23 protein-coding genes and 1 other RNA gene are annotated in these 25,031 nt (G+C 47.4%); 18 read left to right on the top strand and 6 right to left on the bottom strand.

All coding sequences use genetic code 11. From position 1 onward, the window contains the following. Positions 1–85: 85 nt before the first annotated feature. From ABH897_RS03990 to rnpB, 8 genes are all read left to right on the top strand, one after another. Positions 86–568: a YaiI/YqxD family protein gene (locus ABH897_RS03990; RefSeq protein ID WP_283652524.1), complete on the top strand. Its 483-nt coding sequence runs from the start codon at positions 86–88 to the stop codon at positions 566–568. Further along, positions 561–2,435, top strand: coding sequence for a DNA primase (gene dnaG, locus ABH897_RS03995; RefSeq protein ID WP_404518733.1), 1,875 nt, complete (start codon positions 561–563; stop codon positions 2,433–2,435). Before ABH897_RS03990 ends, dnaG begins: the two co-directional genes overlap by 8 nt. Before the next feature lie 43 nt (positions 2,436–2,478). Then, positions 2,479–3,612: an RNA polymerase sigma factor RpoD gene (gene rpoD / locus ABH897_RS04000; RefSeq protein ID WP_014282481.1), complete on the top strand. Its 1,134-nt coding sequence runs from the start codon at positions 2,479–2,481 to the stop codon at positions 3,610–3,612. Between the two features lie 86 nt (positions 3,613–3,698). Next, positions 3,699–4,538 carry a hypothetical protein gene (locus tag ABH897_RS04005; protein WP_283652522.1) on the top strand — a complete coding sequence of 280 codons (840 nt, stop codon included), beginning with the start codon at positions 3,699–3,701 and terminating at the stop codon, positions 4,536–4,538. Further along, positions 4,535–5,296 carry a tRNA (adenine(22)-N(1))-methyltransferase gene (locus ABH897_RS04010; protein ID WP_283652521.1) on the top strand — a complete coding sequence of 254 codons (762 nt, stop codon included), beginning with the start codon at positions 4,535–4,537 and terminating at the stop codon, positions 5,294–5,296. Before ABH897_RS04005 ends, ABH897_RS04010 begins: the two co-directional genes overlap by 4 nt. Continuing rightward, on the top strand, positions 5,272–6,387 hold the full coding sequence (locus ABH897_RS04015) for a Nif3-like dinuclear metal center hexameric protein (RefSeq protein ID WP_283652520.1): 1,116 nt from the start codon (positions 5,272–5,274) through the stop codon (positions 6,385–6,387). Before ABH897_RS04010 ends, ABH897_RS04015 begins: the two co-directional genes overlap by 25 nt. Positions 6,388–6,451: 64 nt before the next feature. Continuing rightward, on the top strand, positions 6,452–7,018 hold the full coding sequence (locus ABH897_RS04020; RefSeq protein WP_283652519.1) for a flavin reductase family protein: 567 nt from the start codon (positions 6,452–6,454) through the stop codon (positions 7,016–7,018). A gap of 77 nt (positions 7,019–7,095) precedes the next feature. Then, positions 7,096–7,494: RNase P RNA component class A (gene rnpB / locus ABH897_RS04025), an RNA gene on the top strand. Positions 7,495–7,837: 343 nt separating this feature from the next. Here the strand turns inward: rnpB and ABH897_RS04030 are convergent. The 4 genes from ABH897_RS04030 to ABH897_RS04045 form a co-directional block, all read right to left on the bottom strand. Beyond that, positions 7,838–9,058, bottom strand: coding sequence for an aminotransferase-like domain-containing protein (locus ABH897_RS04030; protein ID WP_404518739.1), 1,221 nt, complete (start codon positions 9,056–9,058; stop codon positions 7,838–7,840). Positions 9,059–9,388: 330 nt separating this feature from the next. After that, positions 9,389–11,239: an ABC transporter ATP-binding protein gene (locus tag ABH897_RS04035; protein WP_404591262.1), complete on the bottom strand. Its 1,851-nt coding sequence runs from the start codon at positions 11,237–11,239 to the stop codon at positions 9,389–9,391. Continuing rightward, positions 11,232–12,995 carry an ABC transporter ATP-binding protein gene (locus tag ABH897_RS04040; RefSeq protein WP_404518742.1) on the bottom strand — a complete coding sequence of 588 codons (1,764 nt, stop codon included), beginning with the start codon at positions 12,993–12,995 and terminating at the stop codon, positions 11,232–11,234. Before ABH897_RS04040 ends, ABH897_RS04035 begins: the two co-directional genes overlap by 8 nt. Positions 12,996–13,053: 58 nt before the next feature. Beyond that, positions 13,054–13,464: a MarR family winged helix-turn-helix transcriptional regulator gene (locus tag ABH897_RS04045; RefSeq protein WP_283652516.1), complete on the bottom strand. Its 411-nt coding sequence runs from the start codon at positions 13,462–13,464 to the stop codon at positions 13,054–13,056. Positions 13,465–13,694: 230 nt separating this feature from the next. Between ABH897_RS04045 and pdxR the strand changes: the two genes are divergently transcribed. Together pdxR and ABH897_RS04055 are read left to right on the top strand one after the other, a co-directional pair. Beyond that, entirely contained in the window at positions 13,695–15,170 is a 1,476-nt protein-coding gene (pdxR, locus tag ABH897_RS04050) for a MocR-like pyridoxine biosynthesis transcription factor PdxR (protein WP_404591446.1), read from the top strand. Between the two features lie 87 nt (positions 15,171–15,257). After that, on the top strand, positions 15,258–15,500 hold the full coding sequence (locus tag ABH897_RS04055; protein ID WP_082067272.1) for a hypothetical protein: 243 nt from the start codon (positions 15,258–15,260) through the stop codon (positions 15,498–15,500). Positions 15,501–15,562: 62 nt separating this feature from the next. Here the strand turns inward: ABH897_RS04055 and ABH897_RS04060 are convergent, their stop codons facing one another. Beyond that, positions 15,563–17,446, bottom strand: coding sequence for a S8 family peptidase (locus ABH897_RS04060; RefSeq protein WP_404591264.1), 1,884 nt, complete (start codon positions 17,444–17,446; stop codon positions 15,563–15,565). A gap of 187 nt (positions 17,447–17,633) precedes the next feature. On the opposite strand from ABH897_RS04060, the gene ABH897_RS04065 reads away from it, so the two are divergent. The 6 genes from ABH897_RS04065 (at position 17,634) to thiI (ending at position 22,448) form a co-directional block, all read left to right on the top strand. Further along, complete coding sequence (locus ABH897_RS04065; protein WP_044648202.1) at positions 17,634–18,140, top strand: YpuI family protein; 507 nt, start codon at positions 17,634–17,636, stop codon at positions 18,138–18,140. Positions 18,141–18,327: 187 nt separating this feature from the next. Beyond that, complete coding sequence (locus tag ABH897_RS04070; protein ID WP_149093304.1) at positions 18,328–18,555, top strand: DUF1540 domain-containing protein; 228 nt, start codon at positions 18,328–18,330, stop codon at positions 18,553–18,555. Positions 18,556–18,600: 45 nt separating this feature from the next. Continuing rightward, positions 18,601–18,996, top strand: coding sequence for a hypothetical protein (locus tag ABH897_RS04075; RefSeq protein ID WP_404591266.1), 396 nt, complete (start codon positions 18,601–18,603; stop codon positions 18,994–18,996). Between the two features lie 224 nt (positions 18,997–19,220). Then, on the top strand, positions 19,221–19,916 hold the full coding sequence (locus ABH897_RS04080) for a lytic transglycosylase domain-containing protein (RefSeq protein ID WP_283652512.1): 696 nt from the start codon (positions 19,221–19,223) through the stop codon (positions 19,914–19,916). A 155-nt stretch (positions 19,917–20,071) separates the two neighbouring features. Next, complete coding sequence (locus tag ABH897_RS04085) at positions 20,072–21,220, top strand: cysteine desulfurase family protein (RefSeq protein ID WP_404591268.1); 1,149 nt, start codon at positions 20,072–20,074, stop codon at positions 21,218–21,220. A 1-nt stretch (position 21,221) separates the two neighbouring features. After that, positions 21,222–22,448: a tRNA uracil 4-sulfurtransferase ThiI gene (gene thiI / locus ABH897_RS04090; RefSeq protein WP_404518745.1), complete on the top strand. Its 1,227-nt coding sequence runs from the start codon at positions 21,222–21,224 to the stop codon at positions 22,446–22,448. Between the two features lie 100 nt (positions 22,449–22,548). On the opposite strand, the gene ABH897_RS04095 is transcribed toward thiI, so the two are convergent. Further along, complete coding sequence (locus ABH897_RS04095; protein ID WP_404518746.1) at positions 22,549–23,235, bottom strand: TerC family protein; 687 nt, start codon at positions 23,233–23,235, stop codon at positions 22,549–22,551. A 249-nt stretch (positions 23,236–23,484) separates the two neighbouring features. Between ABH897_RS04095 and ABH897_RS04100 the strand changes: the two genes are divergently transcribed. Together ABH897_RS04100 and ABH897_RS04105 are read left to right on the top strand one after the other, a co-directional pair. Beyond that, the gene (locus ABH897_RS04100; protein WP_283652508.1) at positions 23,485–24,144 is read left to right on the top strand and encodes a TerC family protein; all 660 of its coding nucleotides are present in this window, start codon (positions 23,485–23,487) and stop codon (positions 24,142–24,144) included. Between the two features lie 113 nt (positions 24,145–24,257). After that, on the top strand, positions 24,258–24,749 hold the full coding sequence (locus tag ABH897_RS04105) for a hypothetical protein (protein ID WP_283652507.1): 492 nt from the start codon (positions 24,258–24,260) through the stop codon (positions 24,747–24,749). The last annotated feature ends 282 nt before the right edge of the window (positions 24,750–25,031 follow it).

Below are 25,031 nucleotides of genomic sequence, written 5' to 3' on the forward strand. Positions count from 1 at the left end.
AAAAATGGGTATAAATATACGGAACGGTGTAAGAGCGATCTTGCAGCCGTTCCGTATTTTACTCGAATCCGTATGGAGAAGGGGGATGCTTGTGGGAATATCCGGAGGTTTATCGGATGTGCGGATCGTTGTTGACGGAGACGCTTGTCCTGTCAAAAGCGAAATTGCGGATACAGCTACCCGTTTTCATGTTCAGGTTATTATGGTATCTTCATATGATCATCTTATCCAGGGCAGCGGAGGCGTGACCGTCGTAAAAGTGGACCGGAGCGACCAAAGCGCTGATCTCTATATTGCTAATCATATCCGTCGAGGGGATATTGTAACCACCAACGATTACGGTCTTGCGGCACTCGCTTTGGCTAAAGGCTGTGAGGTTATGTCATTTCGCGGAACGATGTATCGAAACGATTCGATTGATTTTATGCTCGATCGCCGTCATACTTCTGCCAAGGAAAGGAAAAAAGGACGTTATGGAAAGGGTCCCAAACCGTTTACATCAGAGGATCGTGAAGTTTTTCAACATAAACTGACAAAACTTTTACTCTTCTTGCAGGAGAATGAATAACGGTATCGAATTATATTTACGTGCTAAAGAGATGAAGGTGGTTAACATGAGTGCTGGACAAGGCAACATACCGGACGATATCATTGAGTCGGTTTTACAACATCATGATATCGTAGATACGGTAAGCAAGTACGTGCATTTGACCAAGCAGGGGAAGTATATGAAAGGCCTCTGTCCTTTTCATTCCGAAAAAACCCCTTCATTCACCGTGACACCGGATCGTCAGATTTTTTACTGCTACGGCTGCGGCGCGGGAGGCAATGCCATCAAATTTATGATGGAAATCGAAGGACTATCCTTTCCCGAAGCTGTCAGAACAATGGCGGAAGAAAGTCATATCCCTCTCGGCGAATGGCAGGGACGTGAGTCAACGCATCAGCATCCTGAGTTGGACAGGTTGTTGCAAGCGTACGAGCTAACATCTAAGATGTACCATTTTCTCCTTAAGAATACGGAGCATGGCAAACCGGCTATGGAGTATTTGCGGTCACGGGGATTTACTGACAAGATCATTGATCAATTTCAAATTGGCTATGCACCTAACCGATGGGATACGATTGTCCAGTTTCTGGAGAAGCGTTCTTTCGATCCTGTTGAGATGGAAAAGGGCGGGCTTATCTCTCCCCGACATGAGGATGATGGGTATGTGGATCGGTTCAGGGATCGCATTATGTTTCCTATTTGGAACCGAAATGGAAAAATAATTGCCTTTGCGGGCCGCATTCTTGGTGAAGGACAGCCCAAGTATTTGAATTCACCGGAAACCAAACTGTTCAACAAGAGCCGGACACTGTACAACCTCCACCATGCAAAGACCTCGATTCGCAAGCTTCGTCAGAGTGTCCTTTTTGAAGGATACGGCGATGTTATCTCAGCTTGGGAAGCAGGTGTGCAGAACGGGGTGGCCGCTATGGGCACAGCTTTGACGGAGCATCATGCTACGATGTTAAAGGGACTGTGCGACGAGGTCATTATTTGCTATGATGGTGACCGGGCAGGACAAGCTGCTGCGCTTAAGAATTTTCCGTTGCTGGAAAATGCGGGGCTTCACGTTAAAGTAGCGCTGGTCAGCGACGGTATGGACCCGGATGATTTTATCCGGCAATACGGCGGGGAAAGGTTTCAGCGCCAAATTATCGAAAGTGCCGTTTCAACGGTGAAATTTAAGCTTATATATCTGAAAAAAAACCATATACTGCAAGAGGAAGAAGGAAGAATCGCGTATTCCCGCGAAGCATTAAATGTCATTGCACCTCTGTCATCCCCGACCGAGCGGGAAGTGTATTTGCGCGAAGTGTCAGCCGAAGTCAAGGTGGATTTTGAAACCTTAAAGCAAGAATGTAATTTACTCCGCCAGTCCCTGCAAAAAAAACAGGACTTTGGGGATAATAACGAAAATCGGTGGAATAATGGTAGGCATAAAAAAGGGCAGGTCGTTACACCAAATTTGCTGCCGGCTTACCATGTGGCGGAACGCAGATTGCTTCACTGGATGATGCAGGATTTAGAAGCTGCACAGTATGTAGAACAGCATCTGGGGGACGCCTTTAATATTGAGGATCATGCAGCAATTGCTGCTTATCTATACGCCTATTACGCACAAGGAAAGTTACCAGATACAAGCCGCTTTATTTCATCTTTGCAAGATGATCGGCTGGAGAAAAACGTAAGCTCGATCATGATGATGGATGCTCCAGGCGTATGGGCACCGCACATTTTGGACGATTATATTCATCAGGTGCGCAAATTTCCATTGCAGGAGCAACTGGATTTGAAGAGGGAAGAGATGAGAGCCGCTGAGCGCTTAGGTGACTTTTTGCGTGCAGCACAAATTGCAAGTGAGATTATAGCCCTAGAGAGACAATGAACACACAGAGGTCGGATGTTTCTAGGGAGGAGGGAGTCGAAAGATGGCGAATGATCAGCATACTGAACTGGAGACGGAACTGACACTGGATCAGGTTAAGGATCAATTGATTGAGTTGGGTAAAAAAAGTTCCTCTCTGAACTACAAAGATATCATGGAAAAACTATCGTCGTTTGATCAGGACCCCGAGCAAATGGATGAGTTTTATGAGCAGCTGGGTGACTTGGGGATTGAGGTTGTAAACGATAACGACGAAGAAGTTACCAGATTGCGTCAAAACGACGACCCGGAAAACAACGACGGGGATGACTTTAACTACGATGACGATCTGAGCCTGCCTCCCGGTATTAAAATCAATGATCCGGTCCGGATGTACTTGAAGGAAATCGGCCGTGTACCGCTTCTTTCTGCTGATGATGAGGTGGAGCTGGCGAAACGGATCAACAATGGTGATGAAGAAGCCAAACGTCGACTCGCAGAAGCGAATTTGCGTCTGGTTGTAAGTATTGCCAAGCGTTATGTTGGCCGTGGAATGCTTTTCCTGGATCTGATTCAGGAAGGTAACATGGGTCTGATTAAGGCAGTAGAAAAATTTGATTACGAAAAAGGATTTAAATTCAGTACGTATGCAACCTGGTGGATTCGTCAGGCCATTACGCGCGCTATAGCTGATCAGGCAAGAACAATCCGTATTCCTGTGCACATGGTGGAAACGATCAACAAGTTGATTCGGGTATCTCGTCAATTGTTGCAAGAGCTGGGGCGTGAACCTACGCCGGAAGAAGTGGCTGCGGAGATGGAGCTAAGCGTGGAGAAAGTACGGGAAATTATGAAAATTGCCCAAGAACCGGTTTCATTGGAAACGCCAATTGGTGAAGAAGATGATTCACATTTGGGGGATTTCATTGAGGACCAGGAAGCGCTGGCGCCTGCGGATGCGGCTGCCTATGAACTTCTGAAGGAACAGCTTGAGGATGTGCTGGATACGTTGACCGAACGGGAAGAGAACGTATTGCGTCTCCGTTTTGGTTTGGACGACGGTAGAACCAGGACCCTTGAGGAAGTGGGTAAAGTATTCGGTGTAACACGCGAACGTATTCGTCAGATTGAGGCTAAAGCGCTGCGTAAGCTGCGCCATCCAAGCCGCAGTAAGCGACTGAAGGATTTCCTCGAATAGAAGCGTAACATTGCGGACCTTCTGCGGCTTGGAGCGCGCAGAGGGTCTTTTTTTATCCCATGGCAGCCTTGGTGGAGGGGAAAAGCTTGGACCAAGAGAAAAAACGGGCAATACTGTTACATGAAATTGAGCATTGGCGGCGAAGTCGGCTTCTCCCTGAGCAATATTGTGATTTTTTGTCTAACCTCTATCGAGAGGACGATAATCCATCACAAAGCCGAAGTCACACTGGGACCGGGCTGCTTACATATCTTCGAAACGGGCATGGAATCGCCTGGCTTCTTGGTTTTGTCATTATTTCCTGCATTTGTTTGATCGGTTTTTATTTTACCGCTTTTCCGTTGGCAATGCAAATATTCTCGGCATGTGCAGTAATCGCGATCTGCTATGGAGTAGCCGCTGTTTGGCGTTCTTCAGAGCAGAGCATGAGCGCCATGCTGAGTACCTTGGGCAGTGTGATTATGCTGGGTTCAGGTGTGTGGATTATTCAGCTTCACCAAGGTGAGCCTAAATTTTGGTTTCTTGTTCTGGTCGGTCTGTGCGGACTGGTATGGTGCCTTGTGGGCTTAACTCTGCGTATCAGCTTGCTTCACTACTGTGGCTTTATTGCGCTGCTTCTGGTGTACGCAGTACTTATAGGCCGCTACTGGCCTACGGCTTCTCACGTAATGCTGGAGGGATTTTGGATTTTACATGTAGCATTGCTGGTATGGTTAAGCTGGTGGGTACACCGTCGCTTTTCACGTCTGGCTTCGGTCTATTTTGCTATCGGAATGACACTGGTTTTCATGCCTGAAGCAGACATGATCGTGCTGCGCCATCAAGCGCCGGGAGATGTTGTATTGTACGCCTTATTGAAGTTGGCTATTGTTGTAGGAATTTTATTTTGGACTCGAAAAAAATGGATTACGTGGGTGACGTCATGAAGCTTTCTCAACGATTACAATATATTATGGAACAAATTCCTGCCGGGAGCAGATTAGCGGATATTGGCTCTGACCATGGGCTTTTGCCTGTGGCTGCGATGCGCAGTGGTCGGGTAACGCAAGCTGTGGCGGGCGAAGTCAATGATGGGCCGTTGCGAGCGGCTCAAAAGCAGGTCGCCGAAGCAGGTCTTACTGACCGCATAACCGTTAGAAAAGGCGACGGCTTGGCCGTAATTACAGCCGATGAGGTTGATGTTATTACGATAGCAGGCATGGGCGGTGCCTTAATCGCTTCCATTTTGGAGCAGGGGAAAGACAAGTTGGATTCAGTGAAGAGTCTTATTTTACAGCCAAACGTAGGCGAGGATATTTTGCGCCGATGGCTGATCGAGCATCAATGGGTATTGACAGGCGAGCATATTATGGAAGAAGACGGAAAGATATATGAAGTTTTGACGGCTGTACCCGTGTCGGATAGTCCTGTGAAGCAGGAAAAGCTATACCGACCGTTAGCCCTTACCGGTAGCTCGCTAGTATTGACGCAGAATTGGCTGGAACAGCTTGGACCGTTGCTGGTCAGAGAGCCCAACGAAGTCTTTTTCCGTAAATGGAAGCTGGAAATTCATAAGCTCCAAAATGTGCTTGCGCAGTTGGCGCGATCAGAGCAGGAATCGGCGCAGCAAAAGCAGGAACAATTACGCAAGCAAATTGAACAGCTAGAGGAGGTACTTGCATGTTTGCCAAAGGACAAACGGTAATTAGCTATATGGAACAGCTGGCTCCAAAATATTTGGCAGTTCCGGACGACAGAATCGGGCTTCAGCTTGGCAGCCTGCAAAAGGAAATCAAAAACATACTGGTAGCTCTGGATGTCAATGATGAGGTTGTTGAAGAGGCGATCCGAGTAAAGGCCGACCTCATTATCGCCCATCATGCTATCATATTCCGTCCACTCAAAGCATTGAATACGGATCAGCCTGCAGGCAGATTGTATGAAAAGCTGATTAAGAACGATATAGCGGTTTACATCAGTCACACGAATCTGGATACGGCAGAGGATGGTATGAACGACTGGATGGCGGAAGCATTGGGCATTGAAAGTGAAGGTACGCTGGAGGATGTCCACACGGAGCAATTGTTCAAGCTCGTCGTTTTCGTACCGAAAACACATCATCAACAGGTGTTGGACGCTGTGCTGGGTGCGGGAGCCGGACATATCGGCAATTACAGCCATTGCAGCTTTAACATTGATGGCTATGGAACTTTCGTGCCGGGTGAAGGCACACAGCCGTTTTTGGGTGAGCCAGGTAAAATGGAACGCAGCGAAGAGGTACGCATAGAGACGGTTGTACCACAGGGTGTGCGCAACAAAGTTGTCCAGGCGATGCTCAAAGCTCATCCTTATGAAGAGGTGGCCTATGACCTGTACCATATAGATTTGCAGGGCCGCACATTTGGCCTGGGACGGGTGGGTAAGCTCAAGGAAGCCCGCACGTTACGCGAGTTTGTCAATGATGTGAAAGAAGGCTTCAACGTCGAGCATGTACGTGTAGTGGGCGACTTGGGCCGTACAATTAAAAAAGCAGCCGTGCTCGGAGGCTCTGGCAGCCGCTATGTAAACAAGTCGATTTTCAAAGGAGCTGACGTCTTAGTTACGGGTGATATCGACTATCACACGGCTCAGGATGCCCTTATGGCTGGCATTGCCATCATTGACCCTGGTCATAACGCAGAGAAGATTATGAAGCCTAAAACCGCAGAATGGATGCGCAAACGGTTGGAAGAAGGCCGATACTCTACGGAAGTACATGTATCTGAGGTGAATACAGAGCCTTTTCAATTTTTGTAAAAGCTTAACTTCTATGAGAAGATGAAAGTGTTTCATTACTTTTAGTTCATAGGGGAGAGGTTGTATGCGAACTTTAATTGCTGATCCTGCGATCCATGCCTATCCGGGGATGGTTGCTATTGTTACTTCCCGTCATAACGGCGTGCAGAATGTAATGGCTTCTGGCTGGCATACATATATCGGATCATCACCGGGCATGTATGGCATTTCGTTGCGGAAGGAAACGTATTCGCATGGTCTGATTGAAAAAAGCGGAGGCTTCGGTGTTCAATTTTTGCCCGCCCACAGATCGGAATGGATTCAGGCTGTAGGTACCTTTAGCGGTAGAGATATAGATAAGTTTCAGCATTTCGAGATTGCATATGAGGACGGAATTTCTGTGGATGTCCCTGTATTGCTGGATGCTTATCTTGCTTATGAGTGTAAAGTGGTGGATAGTCATACCTATGGAGATCATGATTGGATTGTCGGTGAGATACAGCAAACTTACCGGGACGATGAACTCTTTCTGGATGAAGGCATACCTGAATTTAGCAAGCTTCATATTCCGTTATACGTGGGTCGCTCTACTTATTTTGTGGCAGATGATACATTACAAAAGAGGGTACACCCGTTTTATTTGAACAAATAAAGGAAGCTTGCTAATTTACAATATTTTTAGGGTTGTGTCGAGCGTGCGTTCCCTGTATACTATGTAATGTTGTTCGGAAAGTTTAACAGACAATCGCTGGCGGTGTGAACCGCGAGAGGAAAGTCCGGGCTCCATAGGGCAGGATGCTGGATAACGTCCAGTCAGCGCGAGTTGAAGGATAGTGCCACAGAAATGGACCGCCGATGGCCGCTTGCGGCACAGGCAAGGATGGAACCGAGGTGTAAGAGACCCCGAGGAACGCTGGTGACTTCGTTCCTGGTAAACCCCATCTGGAGCAAGACCTAATGGGACACAGCTTCTTCGCGAAGCGGCCTTAGCCCGAGGCGTGTCTAGGTTGGTCGCTGGAGCCGGATAGCAATATTCGGCCTAGATAGATGATTGTCGCTTGTAGTGGGAGGGTAGTTCCCGTCTGAACCACGAATAGCACAGAACCCGGCTTACGGAAAACTTTCCACACTGCAACACCTTAAAATGTATGATGTTAACCTTTTAAATGACTGTTTGCATGAAAACTTGGAATCCAAATGTATTTAATGAATTACAAAAAAAAGGTTCAAGCCATATTCCTTTGGGAATCAGGCTTGAACCTTTTTTTGTATACAGTATTTTACGCAGCGTACGTGTATGTTTAGGTCTATTTCATTCTGTTTTTTTATCTACTCATTCCCTCTATCGTAAAAACGTCCGGGGATGAGGCACGTAGTCAGCGTAGCGGAGCATTTGAATCCGGAGAAGCGCAGCGATCGTAAGATCAAATGATTCGCGAAGCGTTCTCGCGTGCCTGCCTACCAACCTTCATCAGCGCACGCTTTTTTCCAATCTTTCTTCTGTATACATCTTCAATGCCCGATCCAAACGGTTAACCGCTTCAGGAAGCAGTGAAGGATCGGTATGCGTAAAGTTGATCCGCATATGGTTACTGCCGCTCAGATCAGCATAAAATACTTGTCCTGGCACAAATGCGACGCCTTCCTGAATGGCCAGTTCCAGCAAGCGACCGGAACGGAAGCCTTCGGGTAAAGTGACCCACATAAACATGCCGCCAAGTGCATCATTCCACGTAATGCCTTCCCATTGACGTTCTTTCATCAGTGTTGTGAGGCGTAGCATACGAGAGTGATATTCGCTGGATACGGTACGAATATGTCCATCCAAATCAAAAAAGTCCAAGAGCTCATTTAAAGCACGTTGATCGATACTGCTGGAGTGCAGATCAGCAGATTGTTTGGCCTTCGAGACTTTATTGACAATCGCTTGATCAGCAACCAGCCATCCAGAACGAACACCAGGAGCAACGGTTTTGGAGAACGTAGAGGTGTACATGACATGACTATCTCCACCTTGCTGCTGGTCAATGGATAAAAGGGTAGGGAAGTTAAGGTTTTCGTCAAATTTGAGACGTCCGTAAGGATCATCCTCAAAAATCAAAGTTCCGTATTTACGGCATAGCTCAACAACGCCTACTCTGCGGTCCATGCTCCATACACTCCCCGCCGGGTTGGAGAAAGTTGGGATAACATACACGAATTTAGGCTGATAGTCCTTGAGCTTGGCTTCAAGATCATCTAATTGCATACCGTTGGAGTCTGTATTTACACTTACAATGTTGGCGCCATAGGACTTAAACACCTGAAGAGCTGCCAAATAAGTAGGGGACTCCACCAATACAGTATTCTGTGGATCAAGCAGCACACGCGAAACCAGATCGATAGTCTGCTGTGAGCCCGTCGTCATGATGATGTTATCTCTGGTGACGGAGATGCCTTGGGATGCCATTATGGTTGTAAGGCGTTCCCGTAGAGGAATATATCCATCGGTTAGACCGTATTGAAGCGCGGTAGTACCGCCGAGACGGAATACCCGCTCATAGGCTTGAGCAACGGCTTCGATGGGAAAAAAGGCATCGGCCGGAAGACCACCTGCCAGGGATAACACTTCTGTTCCCTGTGTCAGCTTCAAAATGTCCCTAACGATGGACGAGCCCTGAGTACGAGCCATACCCGAAAATTTGTATTCCAATCCAATCATCTCCTGTGTTCTATACTGTACTATGAAATTTATTGTATTATAACAATAATGAAGTATAACAGTAAACGTCTGAATATAACAGTTAATTGGTCTAATGGAAAGCTGAAAAAATCCTGATCCCAAGAAAAAATTCGACCATACAAATCACTATCACTAAATCTTGCAATTATTCAGCGCAAGCTTGAAATGCTTGACAGCTTTTGAGCACACCAAAAACGTGTCTGGATCGCCCTTCGCAGCGATCATCCAGACACGTCTCTCTTTTACCTTGATATGCTATTAGTGGCTACTACCCTGTTTTTCAATAAGGACTGGTTATTATTAGGATGCATGTTCAAACTGACTGTTGTATAGATCGGCATAGAAGCCGCCTTTAGCCAGCAATTCCTTATGGTTACCTGTTTCGATAATGTCACCGTCCTTCATGACCAGAATCATATCGGCGTTCTTGATCGTCGAGAGGCGGTGGGCAATCACAAAGGAGGTTTTCCCTACGGTAAGCCGGTCCATCGCTTGTTGAATCAGCAATTCCGTACGCGTATCGACCGAGCTTGTGGCCTCATCTAGAATGAGCATGGGTGCATCTTCAATCATGGCTCTTGCAATGGTAATCAATTGCTTTTGACCAGCAGAGAGATTGGCTTTGTCGTCCAGCACCGTATTATAGCCCTGCGGCAGTGTTTTAAGGAAGCTGTGCAGCCCCACCGCTCTACATGCGGCTTCCACCTGTTCATCGGTAACATGCTCTTTGGAAAAGGCGATATTCTCACGGATCGTTCCTTCAAACAGCCAGGTATCCTGCAGCACCATACAGAATAATTCATGAATATTCTCACGTGTTAATTGGCTGATCGGGGTTCCGTCAATATAGATTTCTCCGCCGTTCAGCTCATAGAACCGCATGAGTAAATTCACGAGCGTCGTCTTACCGGCGCCTGTCGGACCAACAATGGCAATTTTCTGACCGGCTTCAGCTTTCATGGAGAAGTCTTTGATAATCATACGGTCTTCGTTATAACCGAAACGGACATGTTTGAATTCGACATCCCCTTTGGCGTTGTCCAGCTTCTTGGTCTTGTCGCTCTCATCCGCCAATTCTTCTTCACCCAGAAATTCGAATACACGTTCACTGGCGGCAGCCGCCGATTGCAGATTGGTTGCGGCCTGTGCCAACTGTGACAAGGGCTGTGTAAACAGACGAATATACACCATGAAGGCCACAATGGTTCCGATCGTTATAGCATGTTGGTTTACCAGCAAAGCGCCCACGACACAGACCGCGACATAACCGAAATTCCCGATGAACATCATAACCGGCATCATCAGGCCAGACATGAACTGGGACTTCCATGCATTTGTATATAAGCGGCTGTTAATGCCATGGAACTCTTCCTTGGCTGCTTTTTCTCCGTTATATACCTTGACTACGTTATGACCGGCATAGGTTTCTTCGATATGACCGTTGATCTGGCCAAGTTCCGCTTGCTGTGCTACAAAATATTTCTGTGAATGCTTCATAATCACGGTCATCAGGGAAAAACCGATCAGCGTAGCTACAATCCCGGTAACGGTCATGATCCAGTTTGTATACAGCATCATAATCAAGGCGCCTACGAAGGTTGCCAGCGCGCTGACAAGCGTGCCGAGACTGTTGTTTAACGTTTGTCCGATGGTATCGACATCGTTGGTCACACGGCTGAGCACATTACCATAGCTCGTAGCATCAAAATATTTTAAAGGCATATGATTGATTTTTCGGGACAGCTCTGTCCGCATCTTCTTTGTAAGACGCTGTGACACAGTCGCCGTAATGAAGCCTTGGAAATAGTTAAAGATAAGACCAAGACCATACAAAAGTACCAAAACAAGAACAATTTTCTGGATAGCACTCACATCAACGCCTGTTACGATTCCTTCCTGGATCAGGTTGGCAATATCGCTGAGCTTACTCGGACCAATGACGTTGAAGGCGGAACCGACTAGGGCCAGCACCATAGAGAGTATAATGATGGGCACATAGGCCTTGATGTAGGATAAAAGCTGGCTGATGGTCTTTTTAAAATCATTCGCTTTTCCACCAGCACCCATGCCCCCCGAAGGACCTCCACCCATGGGACCTCGCTGTTTCGTTTTCATATGCTGGCTGTCGACGGTGTGTTCATTCTTATCCATGTACGAGTTCCTCCTTCGAAAGCTGCGAATAAGCGATCTCCTGATAGGTGCTGCAGTTCGCCATCAGCTCATCATGTGTGCCGCTTCCTACAACCTCACCCTGTTCCAGTACGATAATTCGGTCAGCGTCTTTAATGGTGCCTATGCGCTGAGCAACAATGAGTGTGGTAGCATGGTCAGTTTCTTTTTTGAGAGCCGAGCGCAGAATCCGGTCTGTTTTGTAGTCCAGTGCTGAAAAGGAATCATCGAAGATATAAATCTCCGGCTGACGGTAGATGGCACGCGCAATGGACAGACGCTGCTTTTGACCACCGGACACGTTAGCTCCACCTTGTGAAATCCGTCCCTGATACTGACCGTCCATTTTTTCGACAAACTCCGTGCTTTGGGCAATCTCTATGGCTGCTTTAACGAGTTTTTCCGAAGCTCCTTCTTTTCCGTTATTGCCATACGAAACGTTGGATGCCACCGTACCGCTGAAAAGCACGGCTCTTTGAGGGACATACCCGATTTTGTTATGGAGTGCCTGCTGCTTATAGTTTCTGACATTCACACCATCCACGAGCACCTCTCCCTCGGTCACATCGTAGAAACGGGGAATCAAATTGATTACGCTGGTTTTGCCGCTGCCTGTTGCGCCAATAAAGGCAACCGTCTCGCCCCGTTTCGCCGTAAAGCTAATGTTGCGAAGCACAGGCTCATCCGCGTCCGGATATTTGAAGCTGACATTACGGAATTCAACCTGACCCATAACGCCCTCTTCTCCAGCCGTCTCATGCCCGTTAACGATGCTGGATTCGGTATTCAATATCTCCATGATCCGTTTGGCAGAGATCGAAGCGCGAGGCATCAGGATGAATATCATACTTACCATCATAAAGGCCATGACCACCTGCATCGCATATGAGGAGAATACGACCATATTGGAGAACAGCGTAATGCGGTCCGGCACGGCCGCGCCGTTAATGAGGTAAGCGCCGATCCAATAGATAGAGACACTCAGACCCGACATAATAAAGGTCATACCCGGGCCAATCATCGTCATTAACCGGTTCGCAAACAGGTTTGTATTCGTCAATTCGACGTTGGCCTGCTCGAACTTCTGCTCCTGATACTGATCTGCATTATAAGCGCGCACCACCCGAAGTCCGGTCAGATGCTCACGTGTTACCTTGTTCAGATTATCGGTGAGACGCTGGATTCTCTGGAAACTTGGGAGAGCGAAAATAACAATGACACTCAGCATCAGGATCAGGGCAGCCACGGCCGCTCCAGTAGAGGCGGTCCACTGCCAGTTTTTATCCGCAATCTTCACAATGGCCCACACGGCCAGTATCGGTGCCTTGATGATCACCTGCAGCCCCAGCGCAACCACCGTTTGAATCTGGGTAACATCGTTCGTGGAGCGGGTGATGAGGCTTGCCGTCGAAAAGCTGTTCATCTCTTCCATCGAAAAGGATAGGGTCTTATCAAAGACCATCGCACGCAGACGCATGGCCAGCCCTGCCGCCACCTTCGCCGCGAAATAGCCGACAATAATAGATGCAATCATACTGCCGACGGCACACAACAGCATGTAACTGCCGGGAATCAGCAGTTCCGACATAGGCGTTCCTTCCGTTTGCAGCTTGGTCGTAATTTCCGCCATATAATCAGGCAGCTTCAGATCAAGCCATACCTGCACAACAATGAAAGCCAGGCTGCAAAGCACGAGCATCCATTCATTTTTCTTGAGATATTTGAATATCTTCAGCATTCTGTTGCTCTCCTTTTATCTGAAAATCTTAGGTGTTTGGTGCAATTTACATATGAATTCAACTTTTAGAGACAATAAGCTTAATGAGTCGGATAAATTCTTTGGCATCCTGTTCGTCCAGCTTGCGAAGAATGCTCTCGGTCCATGCGATTCCTTCATTATACTTGTCAATCATAAATTGCTTGCCTGAATCCGTAATGAATACAATCACCTTACGTTTGTCGGTGACATCGGTATGGCGTACAACCAGACCTTTCTTCTCTAGGCTCTTCAGCGCCGTTGCTACCCGTCCCGTACTGACGGACAAGTATTCGCTCAAGTGGCCCGAGGTAACCCCGTCCTGATTGAAATTCAGACAGATGAGAATCCCCATTTCACCACGTGAGAAGTGTCCTCGTTCCTCTAATGCCGGTTTGCGCGATTTGACAACATACTCGAACAGTTCTTTCGCTAATATCTTATAATCCAATGGTCACAACACCTTCTAACTTTTATCTTATACTATAAGATAATAATGATGCCCGGGTAAAAAGTCAATTCGAGAAAATATGGAATAAAAGAAGCATCCATGACGAGAATACATTGAATGGGATCGATGATCTGGGAAAAAGAAGCTCGTTCGGCCGATTCGCGTCGTCTATCAAGTGATTGAATGTTACAATGGAAGCCAATGGTCAAGATCCTGGAGGGACGATTCCGATGCATATTGAACTCAGCCGCAATAGCAGTGTTAAATTATATTTACAGATTGCCAAAACATTGGCGGACCGTATCCAGTCAGGACTGCTGCCTCAGGGTACAAAGCTTCCCTCTGTCCGCCATTTGTCCAGTCTGCTTTCCGTTAGCCCTGTAACTGTAAGCAAGGCGTATGCGGAGCTGGAATCCATACATCTTGTGGTGTGTACACAGGGAAAGGGATGCTATGTAGCCGAACCTTCTGTGTCATTGCATCGTGAGGAAGCGCTGGATTTATCATGGCAAATGTCGCTGATTGATTACTTGCCGCGTGCACAGTTGTGGAGAAACTTTAATCATAGCCGTCAGGTTCCCTATTCATTTCATATTGCGGCAGTTCAGCCAGAGCTTCTTCCCACTCGTGAAATCATTGACGATACCCGACGTTTATCCTCCGAAGATCCCGATGAGATGGCTGTTTACGGCACCTTCGAAGGGGATGTAGAACTGAGGGAAGTATTTGCAGTTCACCTGAGCGAACGTGGAGTCCGTACTGAAGCAGAACATCTGCTTGTGACAAGCGGTGCCCAACAGGGGATTGATCTTGTGGCGCGTACGTTCGTTGGCCCTGGTGACGTCGTCTATATGGAGGCTCCTACGTATACGGGTGCGATTGATGTATTCACCAGCCGAGGTGCCAAGGTGGTCATGATTCCGATGGATGAGCAGGGCATGCGCATGGATATCCTGACACGCCTCTGTGACACTCATCCTCCAAAGCTGATCTATACGATACCTACCTTTCATAATCCCACTGGAATAACCTTAACGACGGTCAGACGCATGCAACTTCTGGATCTGGCGCAAAGTTATCATTGTCTGATCGTCGAAGATGATCCGTTTTCTGATCTGTACTACAAAACAAAGCCGCCGCTTTCCATCAAGGCGCATGATTTGTCCGGACATGTGATTTATATTAAAAGCTTCAGTAAAACCGTCGCTCCCGGCTGTCGCATCGCTTGTGTAGTGGCTACAGGAAGTGTGCTGGACCGCCTTGTGGCAGCCAAGTCAACTACGGATCTGGGAAGCCCTCTGTTGACGCAAAAAGCATTGTTACCTTTCATCAGGCATCGGCTGGATAACCATCTTGTCTCGTTAAGAGATCAAATGCAGGACCGTCTGACAACTGCTTTGCACACACTCCAGCGCTTTGCCCCTGCAGAAGTCACCTGGCAAGCACCTGAGGGTGGTCTTAATATATGGATAAGACTCCCGCCTGTTGTTGATATCGCAGAGCTGGGACGATTAGCTGATCGGGAAGGCATATCTTTTTTACCCGGCGGGGTATGTTATGCAGGTGGTATGGAAAGTAATCATATTCGTATTTCCTTTTCATACACGGCCAAGGACACACTCGAAGCAGGATTGCGCAAGTTATGCCGCTTGCTGGGAGAACTGCTTGACCGCTCGGTCATCATGGAACGAAGGCCTATTTTGTAAGGATATTTGTAATAGGGGGTAATCATCCAATCACAGGGAGCCCCTTCGCAATATGCTGTACTAATTCACCGAAAGGAGTTGCACATTATGAGTCATTGCCCTAACGAACCGATCGTGTGCCCGCCGATCCAATTTGTAAATCATCAATTTTTCCCACAAGTGGTGCCTGTTATTCATCCGATTGAAATTATCAACCAAGCGCACATTATACCTGTACCACACCATGTATTCCCAGTGACTGTAAAAGACCCTTCTGATCCTTGCTGTCATACCCGCAGTCATACTCGCAGTAATGGCAAGCGTCAGGTACGTAGCAGCTCTAAGCGCTAAGGGATTACAAAAAAGCAGCCATGGAGCGTACATGGCTGCTTTTTGCCCAAACGGAAACTTTTTTACGTTTCCAGCATCTTCAAGAGAGATTTTATCTTGTCACCCAAATGCTGTGGATAAAACTGCAAAGGAACATACGGACGTTGAGCTGCTTTCAACGCCTTATATACATCGATTTGGCCATATCCGAAATATTTGTCATGCCCCGGTGTACCCAAATCAATCACGCTGTTTCTCATCAATTCCATGACCTCTTTGTTCGTCAGGTCGGGGTTGATGGAACGAACGAGGGCCGCAAGCGCTGATACATGCGGACTGGCCATTGAAGTGCCTGAGAGGGCAGCGTATTGGTTCCCCGGATACGTGCTTGCTATGCTTGCGCCGGGGGCCATAACGTCAACATAATCTCCGTAGTTGGAAAAGGAAGCACGGTGCATGGACGCGTCTGTGGCAGATACGGCAAATACTTCAGGATAGGCAGCGGGATAGCCAGGCCGTTCCGTATTATCATTTCCCGTGGCCGCGACTAATACAATATCCTTGTCATAGGCATATTTAATCGCATCGTGCAAAAATTCAGCTTGCGCATAATTGCCGAGGCTCAAATTAATGACCTTGGCTCCATGGTCTGCGGCCCATATAATGCCCTCTGCCACGGAATATGTGGTACCGGAGCCGGACTGATCGAGTACCTTGACTGGCATAACCTTGTTGTACCATGTCATGCCAGCAACACCCTCGCCGTTGTTCACAAGCGCGGAAATAATGCCGGCAACATGCGTTCCGTGACCGACGTCATCGTAAGGCTTTTCCTTCGGGCTGACTACGTTGTGTCCCGCTAGGATTTGGCCCTTTAGATCAGGATGGTCCATATCTACTCCCGTATCCACGACGGCTACGACTACGTTTTTGCTGCCTTTGGATAGCGCCCAGCCCCGGTTGGTTTCAGTGGCCGGCAGATTCCACTGATAGCGGGAAAAGAGCAGGTCATTCGGAATAGAGACATCCGACGCTTTTACGGGTGTTTTTTCATTAGTCAGATACATGTAGTGAGGTTCTGCATATATCGGGTTCCACTTCTGCGAGAAATATTGCTTTAGCTCTTTGAAGTTCATGTTATTCGAATGGAACACATACGTATAACCGAGCTTTCGGCCTAGCTCACAGTTCAAATCTGCTGCAATATCGCGTAATTGCCGTTGATCAGGATTTTGGCGGAAGCGAACGACGATTTCATTTTCAAAATAATGGCTCGCATTTTCATTGTCATGTCCCGTCTTGACAGTAATATCATGCAGTGTGTCGGGATGTACAGATTCGATTTTGTAGCTGCCTTCCTTCGGGTATGGGATCAGGCGCAGGTTTTTACGCTGATGCTTTTCCACGTCACGAAGCACTTGCTGGCTGACCAGCGCGGCAACGCCGTATGTCCCGTCAGTCGATGGCTCTGCCATGACAAAATATTTTCCATCCTCTGCCTGAAAAGCAGCGGACTCGTAAGATTTGTTTTGCAGGACGGAACGGCGAGCCGCAGCCAGGCTGTTTTTGACTTGAATGTGATTAAGCAGACGAGGTTGTGCCTTGCTGCCTGTGTAGGTAGTGCTCTTCCCGTCACGTGTATTGATCCATTGCAGTGTGTGAAGATGACTGTGCGACTGCTGAAGCTTGCGGGCAAAATGCTTTTTCTGATCATTAGTTTTATCATTCAGTTCTCGCATTACGTATTCAATATCCTGCCTCGCATCCATGCGAGTGATGGTATCCGTAGCGGACAAGTCCAAAGCCAACATTCCTTTTTTGAGCTGCTTTTCCTGCTGTGGCACCATTTTTGCCGTATATTCGGGCTGTGGTGTGTGGCGGTGATCTCGGGAAGGCAGCATCAGGGTGATGATAAGCACCCCGGCGGCTGCTCCGATCAGGGGTTTTAACCATTTTTGCCGAGACATGGGACCGTCCTCCTTGGGAGTTTATGAATTTATGGTTTAGCGTGAGAAGGTTGGCATGTTTTTATACCTTTCAATCCTTATTTGTGTTAGGATAAATACTGAAAATTATAGCTCTTTCGGTTAAGAAGGATCTATTTTCGGGTAACCAAATTGATGAAGAAGCAACAAATAAGGGGGAGCTGCATTAATGTCAGCAGTCAACGTACAAAAATTATGTGAGTCGGCGCAGGAGAAACTGAAATCTGCCGTGGAACGGGTGGAAGCATTCCTTAATGAGCATGCACTGCCGGAGCTGGCTGTGGATCGCAGTGAGGAGTCCGTACTCTTTTACAAAGGCTTTTTGTCGGATCTCCGCCATGTCCTTGTTTTTTCCGAAATATCTTATGAAAAGCTGGGTGTGGCTTTGCGCCGTGCCAACTTTGACGTCGATTTTGCGGAAAAGGCATTGTATAACGTTTACCATGACTGCGTGAACAGCTTTTTTTATCCCAAAAATGAATCTTACGCAGAGGATGGACGCTACGCTTATACGGGACAAGATGCTATACGCTTCCGTAAAACGCCAGTAACGCCCGCCCGCGAAGTGATCATGGACATTACGAAAAATTTTGAAGAATTGCGCGATGATCTTGCTTATTATGAAAGTGATTATTTGACTCAGCGCCGGATGCAGACTCGCCGTACACATGCGTAAGCATCTAGCCAGAGATTTTTTTAATTGAAAACAAAAACATATGAGACAAGCAAGCCGTTTCCTGTTTGCTTCCTGCCAGTTTGGAGGAGGTGCCGGAAACGGCTTTTTTCGTATGTCACCAACTGCCATATGCTATGTGCGCATAGGTGAACGCTACGGGGGAGACAATGAATCCGAGGTGATAATCATGAGCCAAGAGGCCAAGCCAATAGTCAAATGCAGCGTAGCCAATTGTCATTATTGGGGAGAAAACAACTTGTGCAAGGCAGATTTGATCATGATAGAAATTGACAGTCATGCAGGAAAAAAATTTGATGAAGAATATGCGGGTGAAAGCTTCAGCTCAGTTGAACGTGACCAGGCTGCAACATCTGCTGCAACCTGTTGCCACACTTTTAAACCAAAGTCCCTGTAAAAATTCATACCGCGAATCATTACGTATTTGGAGGTGCAGTGTATTATGGAGGATCATGAAACTGATAAGCATCAAGACCAAGAGCATTTTAGCCGTGAGCGTGTGGACTACCCCCGTCGCACTCAAGAGCGGTCTGCCAAGCGTCGCAATCACCGGGAGGAATATGCGGCTGAGGTAGCTCCAGGCTCACCAGCCGTGACTCGGCATGAGGACAAGGATGAGCAGCATGTCATAAGCCGAAGTGGACGTATCTCTGGCTATATCGGTCTAGCCGCAGGAATTGCTGCACTGTTTATGTGGTCTATTGTGCTGGGGCCTATTGCTGCAGTGTTGGGCTTTTTTGCTTATGTAAATGGTAACAAAACAACAGGTATTTGGTCGATTGGACTGGGTGCGCTGGCGACATTAAGTTACTTTGCTTTTATTCCGTTTGTTCGTTGATCTCGTGAAGGCACGAAAAGCCAGGTGATCGCTTGCTCTGTTCGAGTAAAATTATAAGCGATCTATTCTGTATTGACCCAGTACCATGAAGCTCCGCTGTCAATTCGACAGATGCGGAGCTTTTTTCCTTAAAAAGTATGGCAGTACATATCAAAACGTTGTATCATAAGCAGTAATGATAGGCTGTTTGGGATATAACAACTAAAGAAAGTTGGGAATGCCACATGCAAATAGATCCGCGCGTGTCCAAGGCCATAATAGATACGCAGTTGTTGAGTAATATAGGTTCCACAGCACAAACGGGTACAACGGACGCTTTTTCCGGATTACTTGAGCAGGCAGGGCAGTTGGAGACAGATGATGCTGCAGCTCGTGTAAATTCAGGGGACGTTACAAGGGATGAAAATGGGTTGCTCTGGCTTCAATTGGGACCATCGAGGGGAACGACTTCGCCATTGGCGGTATATCCTGCTTCCGGCACAGCAACCGATGGGCCGACCAAACCTACAGCTTATGATGATTTCATTAACGAGGCCAGCAATAAATACGGAGTTCCGGTGTCGCTGATTAAAGCAGTCATTGATACAGAATCTTCGTTTAACCCGCTTGTCACTTCTTCAGCTGGAGCCAAAGGGCTTATGCAGCTTATGGATGCTACGGCCCAAGGATTGGGAGTTAGCGATGCGTATGACCCTGCACAAAATATTGATGCCGGAGTTCGTTATTTGTCTTACCAGATTAAGCGTTTTAATGGACAGGAAAATATGGCCTTGGCAGCTTATAATGCAGGCCCCGGACGGGTACAGCGATTGGGCGTGAATAGTGACGAGCAGTTGATGGCTGTGCTGAACATGCTTCCGGTAGAAACGCAAAAGTATATTGCCAAAATTCAGAATGCACGTGAAAAATATACGTTTTAAGCCCTGTAGCTTATAAAGAAAAAAACAAAATTTTAATCAGACAGGTCCGCAGGTGGGATCAATATGGGGAAAGGGTGTCACTGTGTAATACAGTGGCCTTTCCCTGTTTTGGTCTTTTTTTGTTGTAGAGGTTGCAGGGCAGAAAGGGGAGTTTCATGAAATATTTTGATTATGCAGCGACAACTCCGCCTTTTGAAGAGGTGATTACGACGATTGCTGAGGTGATGAGACTCCACTACGGCAATCCGTCCTCAATGCATCGGTACGGGGAAGATGCGGATAAGCTGCTTAAGCGTTCCCGGGAGGTTTGTGCTACAGCTTTGGGGGTGCATCCGGCGGAGATTGTGTTCACATCCGGGGCAACGGAAAGCAACAATCTCGCTATTAAGGGAGTGGCCTTGCAGTATCAGGCCAGAGGCAAGCATATCGTTACGGTGTCAACGGAGCATCCGTCGGTGTATGAAGCTTGCAGACAGTTGGCAGAAATGGGCTTTGAGGTCACATCTCTGCCCGTTGATGCGGAAGGGCATGTCAGTGCCAAGCAGGTATGTGCAGCTATCCGTAAAGACACGATTTTAGTCAGCATTATGCATGTCAATAATGAGACGGGAAGGGTACAGCCGTTGCATGATATCGGAGTTGCGTTGAAGGAACAGTTCCCACGTGTACTGTTCCATGTTGATGGTGTGCAGGGCTATGGAAAGCTTCCGGTGAATATCCGGGGCTGGAAGGCTGATCTGTACAGCCTGTCCGCACATAAGCTGCGCGGTCCCAAAGGAGCCGGACTGCTTTTTGTTCGGGAAGGTCTGGAGCTTTTCTCGCTGCTTAGCGGAGGTTCCCAGGAGCAGGGATTTCGTGCAGGTACGGAAAATGTTCCGCTGCTTGTCGGTATGTCCAAGGCGGTCCGGCTGGCAGGAGAACGGCAAGCAGAGGCGGCGCAGCGTATGACTGCGTGGAGAGATCGGGTAGCCGCAGAAGTGAAGACGATTCCGCAATTGCGACTGAATAGCGGGCAGGAAGCGCCGCACATTGTCCATTTTTCGTATCCGGGTATGAAGGCAGAGGTGCTGCTGCATACGCTGGAGCAATTGGGCGTGGCAGTATCGACCCAATCGGCTTGTTCCTCCAAATTGGCCGAGCCTAGCCGGGTATTACTGGCGATGGGTCGCAATGAGGCGGAGGCGTCCGGCGGTATTCGGATCAGCTTCGGCGATGAACATACAGAACAGGATATTGACGAGCTTATTCTCGCGCTCCGTCAGGCTGTGGCGCAATTGGAATCCCTTGAAAGGTGGAAACGTTAAAATGCACTATGATATGCTGTTGCTTCGCTTTGGCGAATTTACATTGAAAGGGAAAAACCGCGCCCGTTTTGAAAAAGCGGTACTGAATCACGTGAAACTGTTGCTCAAGCCGTTTCCCGGCGCTTCTCTGCGTAAGGAATTTGGACGGATTTATGTAGTTCTTGGGGGAGAGTCTTATGAGCAGATCATCCAAGTATTGCAAAAGGTGTTTGGTATCACAACCATCAGTCCTGTTAAAATGGCTCCTGTTGAGCTTGACACGATTATTGAGACCGCTGTAGCCTTGATGCGTGAGTTGAATCCGACGGAAGGAACGACTTTCAAGGTAAATGCTCGCAGGGTGTGGAAAGGATTTGCCCATTCCTCTCATGAGATGAATCATTTGATTGGTTCGCCGATACTGCGCGGGTTTCCAGTGTTAAAGGTCGATGTCCGTCAACCGGATATCGAGCTACGGGTGGAAGTCAGAGAGCAGGCGGCTTATATATTTAGCGATATTATTACGGCTGTAGGAGGCTATCCGTTAGGTACAAACGGCAAAGCTATGCTGCTGCTCTCGGGCGGAATCGACAGTCCGGTAGCGGGATGGTCCTCCATGCGCAGAGGATTGGAAATCGAATGCGTCCATTTTTACAGCTATCCGTTTACGAGCGAGCGTGCGAAAGAAAAGGTTATTGACTTGGCGAGGGTATTGGCGGGTTACGCGGGACGCATCAAGATTCATCTCGTACCTTTTACGGAGGTGCAGACGGCTTTTACACGCACTGGACAGGATAATCTAATCATCACGCTGATGAGACGGTCCATGCTGCGTATTGCTACGATGCTGGCGGAGCGTGAAGGCGCGCTGGCGCTTGTGACGGGTGACAGTCTCGGCCAAGTAGCCAGCCAAACTTTATCGAGCATGAATGTGATTGGGCGTTCGACGGAATTACCGTTGCTGCGTCCTCTGGTGATGATGGATAAACAGGAAATTACGGAAATAGCCAAGCAAATCGGCACATACGATCTATCTATCCTGCCGTATGAGGATTGCTGCACATTGTTTGTTCCCAAATCCCCAACGACCAATCCTAATTTATGGGTTGTTCAAAAGATCGAAGCCTCTATTCGGGATTTAAATACTTTGATTGAGCAGGCCGTGGCTATAACGGAGACTGTTGTTCTTGAGGCAGATGGGGCTATAGAGGGACGTAAAGAGGAAGTTGTGCAAGAGGATTGGTTTTAAAATCTTTTAAGATGCTACGCTTAGCGGTATATAAAAAGGCAGATCCATCGACTAAAGTCGGGTCTGCCTTGTCTATAGATGTATGAGTTTTTTCTTAAAATTATTTCAAAACCGCTTTTTTTCGGCTGGATATGGCTCTGCGGTTTTGAAGATAGCCTGTGAGCAGAATACCAGCCATCACTGTGGCAACAAACAGGATACGCAGTGCGGGGTGCTCGGTAAAGTATGGCTCCAGCTTGCGTTCCTCGGTAATCATATTGGAGGCAGTATAGCCAAGCACAGCCGAGCCCAAATAGATGATCCAGGGAAATTTGTTAATAAGCTTGATGAAAAGAGTACTTCCCCATACGACAATCGGCACGCTGATCAGCAGACCGAGTACCACCAGTATCAAATGCTGTTGGGCAGCGCCTGCGACGGCAATTACGTTGTCCAGCCCCATGGCTGCATCGGCTACAACGATGGTGCGGATAGCCCCCCATAAAGTCGTGCCGGCTTTGACTTCGGCGTGATCCTCCTGATCTACCAGCAGCTTATATGCGATCCAGATCAGCATTACACCCCCGACGAGTAACAGCCACGGCACTTGAAGCAGCCAAAGCACCACAATCGTGGCGGCTATACGAATGAGTAGAGCACCTCCGGTACCATACAGTATCGCTTTTTTTTGCGTTTCGGGCGGAAGCTTTCGGGCGGCAAGTCCAATTACAATAGCGTTATCTCCTGCAAGCAGAAGGTCAATAAATATCACATTAAGCAGTAGCCCAAAAAACTGAAATCCGGACATGTCAATCGTTCTCATCTCCCTGATTAAACAACCTAAGTTCAGTATGCTCTGTTTATGATTAATACCCGTTTTTCGGAAATACGATTCATTATATTGCTGTTTGCTACTGATTTCAAGGATTATGCTCAACAAATCTGGTATTGATTTTTAATAAATTATGGCTATTGATGAATGAAATGATTAGATTCCAAGTACACAGCATAGCCTCGTCCTATTTCGCATACAAGTAGCATGGGGGTGTTTGTACACATGGAGCATATCATTTTGCTGTTGAAAATATTAATGATCAATTTGGTGTTAAGCGGTGATAATGCGGTTGTTATAGCCATGGCGAGCAAAAACTTGCCTGCAAGGCAGCGGAGCCAAGCAATATGGTGGGGAGCGCTCGCCGCAGTTGTCCTGCGCTGTGTGTTGACTTTTGCAGCTGTCCTTTTGCTAGGCATACCCTTTATTCAGGCGGCGGGCGGTCTGCTTCTGTTATGGATTGCGTTTAAGCTGCTTTATGAGAATAACGATAATGTGGGAGTAAGAGCAGAAACAAGCATATGGAAGGCTATACAGGTGATTCTGGTAGCGGATTTTGTGATGAGTCTGGATAATGTATTGGCTATTGCAGCACTTGCAAATGGGGATATTGCCATCATTGTCATCGGTATTGCAATTAGCATTCCAATTGTGGTGTGGGGGAGCAACGTTATTGCAGTCTGGCTTCACCGTTTCCCTGTACTTGTTTTACTCGGATCTGCAATATTGGCTTTCACGGCAGGTGAAATGCTACTGCGTGATCCCAGACTGGGAGCGTGGTTAGCCGGGCCTGGGGAAGTTTTACATTCATGGTTGCCGGGATTGCTGGCCGCCGCAGTTGTAATTGCAGGAATATTCCAGCAGTTGCAAGCCCGCCGTATTTGAACGTAGTTTTTTTGGAAAACATCGGCTAAACTAGACATAGAGCTTTTGCAAACGCCGGGGAATCTACTCGGTTTTTGTAACACTATAAAATCCAGCAAATAAAGGAGACCACGATGAATTCCGGAAAAGAGCGTATGATCGGATTGGGCATCATTGCCGTAGGACTGATTATTTTGTTGGGAAAACTGGGGGTCTTCTCCTTTTTGGGACAAAACTTCTGGCCCTTGCTGATTTTAATACCTGGTATTATATTGCATGCGATGTACATGATGCGTAAGGTTTCTCCCATTATGCTGCTGCCGGCCGGGATTTTGTCGGTGTACGGTTTTTTATTTTTTCTCTGTAATACATGGGGCTGGCATCTGATGGCCTATCTATGGCCTTTGTTACTGCTGGGTGTGGCAGTTGGATTATGGGAATACGCTATTAATGATATAACGCTGCCTCGCACTGTATATACAGGGAGCATGATTTTGGGACTCGTTTCGGTACTTCTACTGATTATTAGCATGTTGAGGACCGGAATGATTTATGTTGTTGCAGTTGTATTGATCGGTGCAGGGATATGGCTGATGGTTAACAATCGTACCAAACGTAAATGGTGAAACGACAAGCAGTGCAAAATTTATGGCGGTAAATTACGGAACAGCCAATAATGTCTTGCTTTATGACATATTTCAACTATAATATAATGGATATGATAAGAGCGTCGGAATGTTTTCTGACGCTTATTTTAAGGTTTTCACGCGAATCGGAAAGAGAAGCTGCCTGCACAAAGCCTGAAATATACAGAGGGTTAGCAGGGAGCGGGCCTGAAGAACGATTGTTAGCCTTGGATAAGCATTACTTTCAGGATAGAGACACTATTTTGATATACGGAAAGGATA

The organism is Paenibacillus sp. RC73 (genome assembly GCF_044908085.1).
Classification (GTDB): domain Bacteria; phylum Bacillota; class Bacilli; order Paenibacillales; family Paenibacillaceae; genus Paenibacillus; species Paenibacillus terrae_A.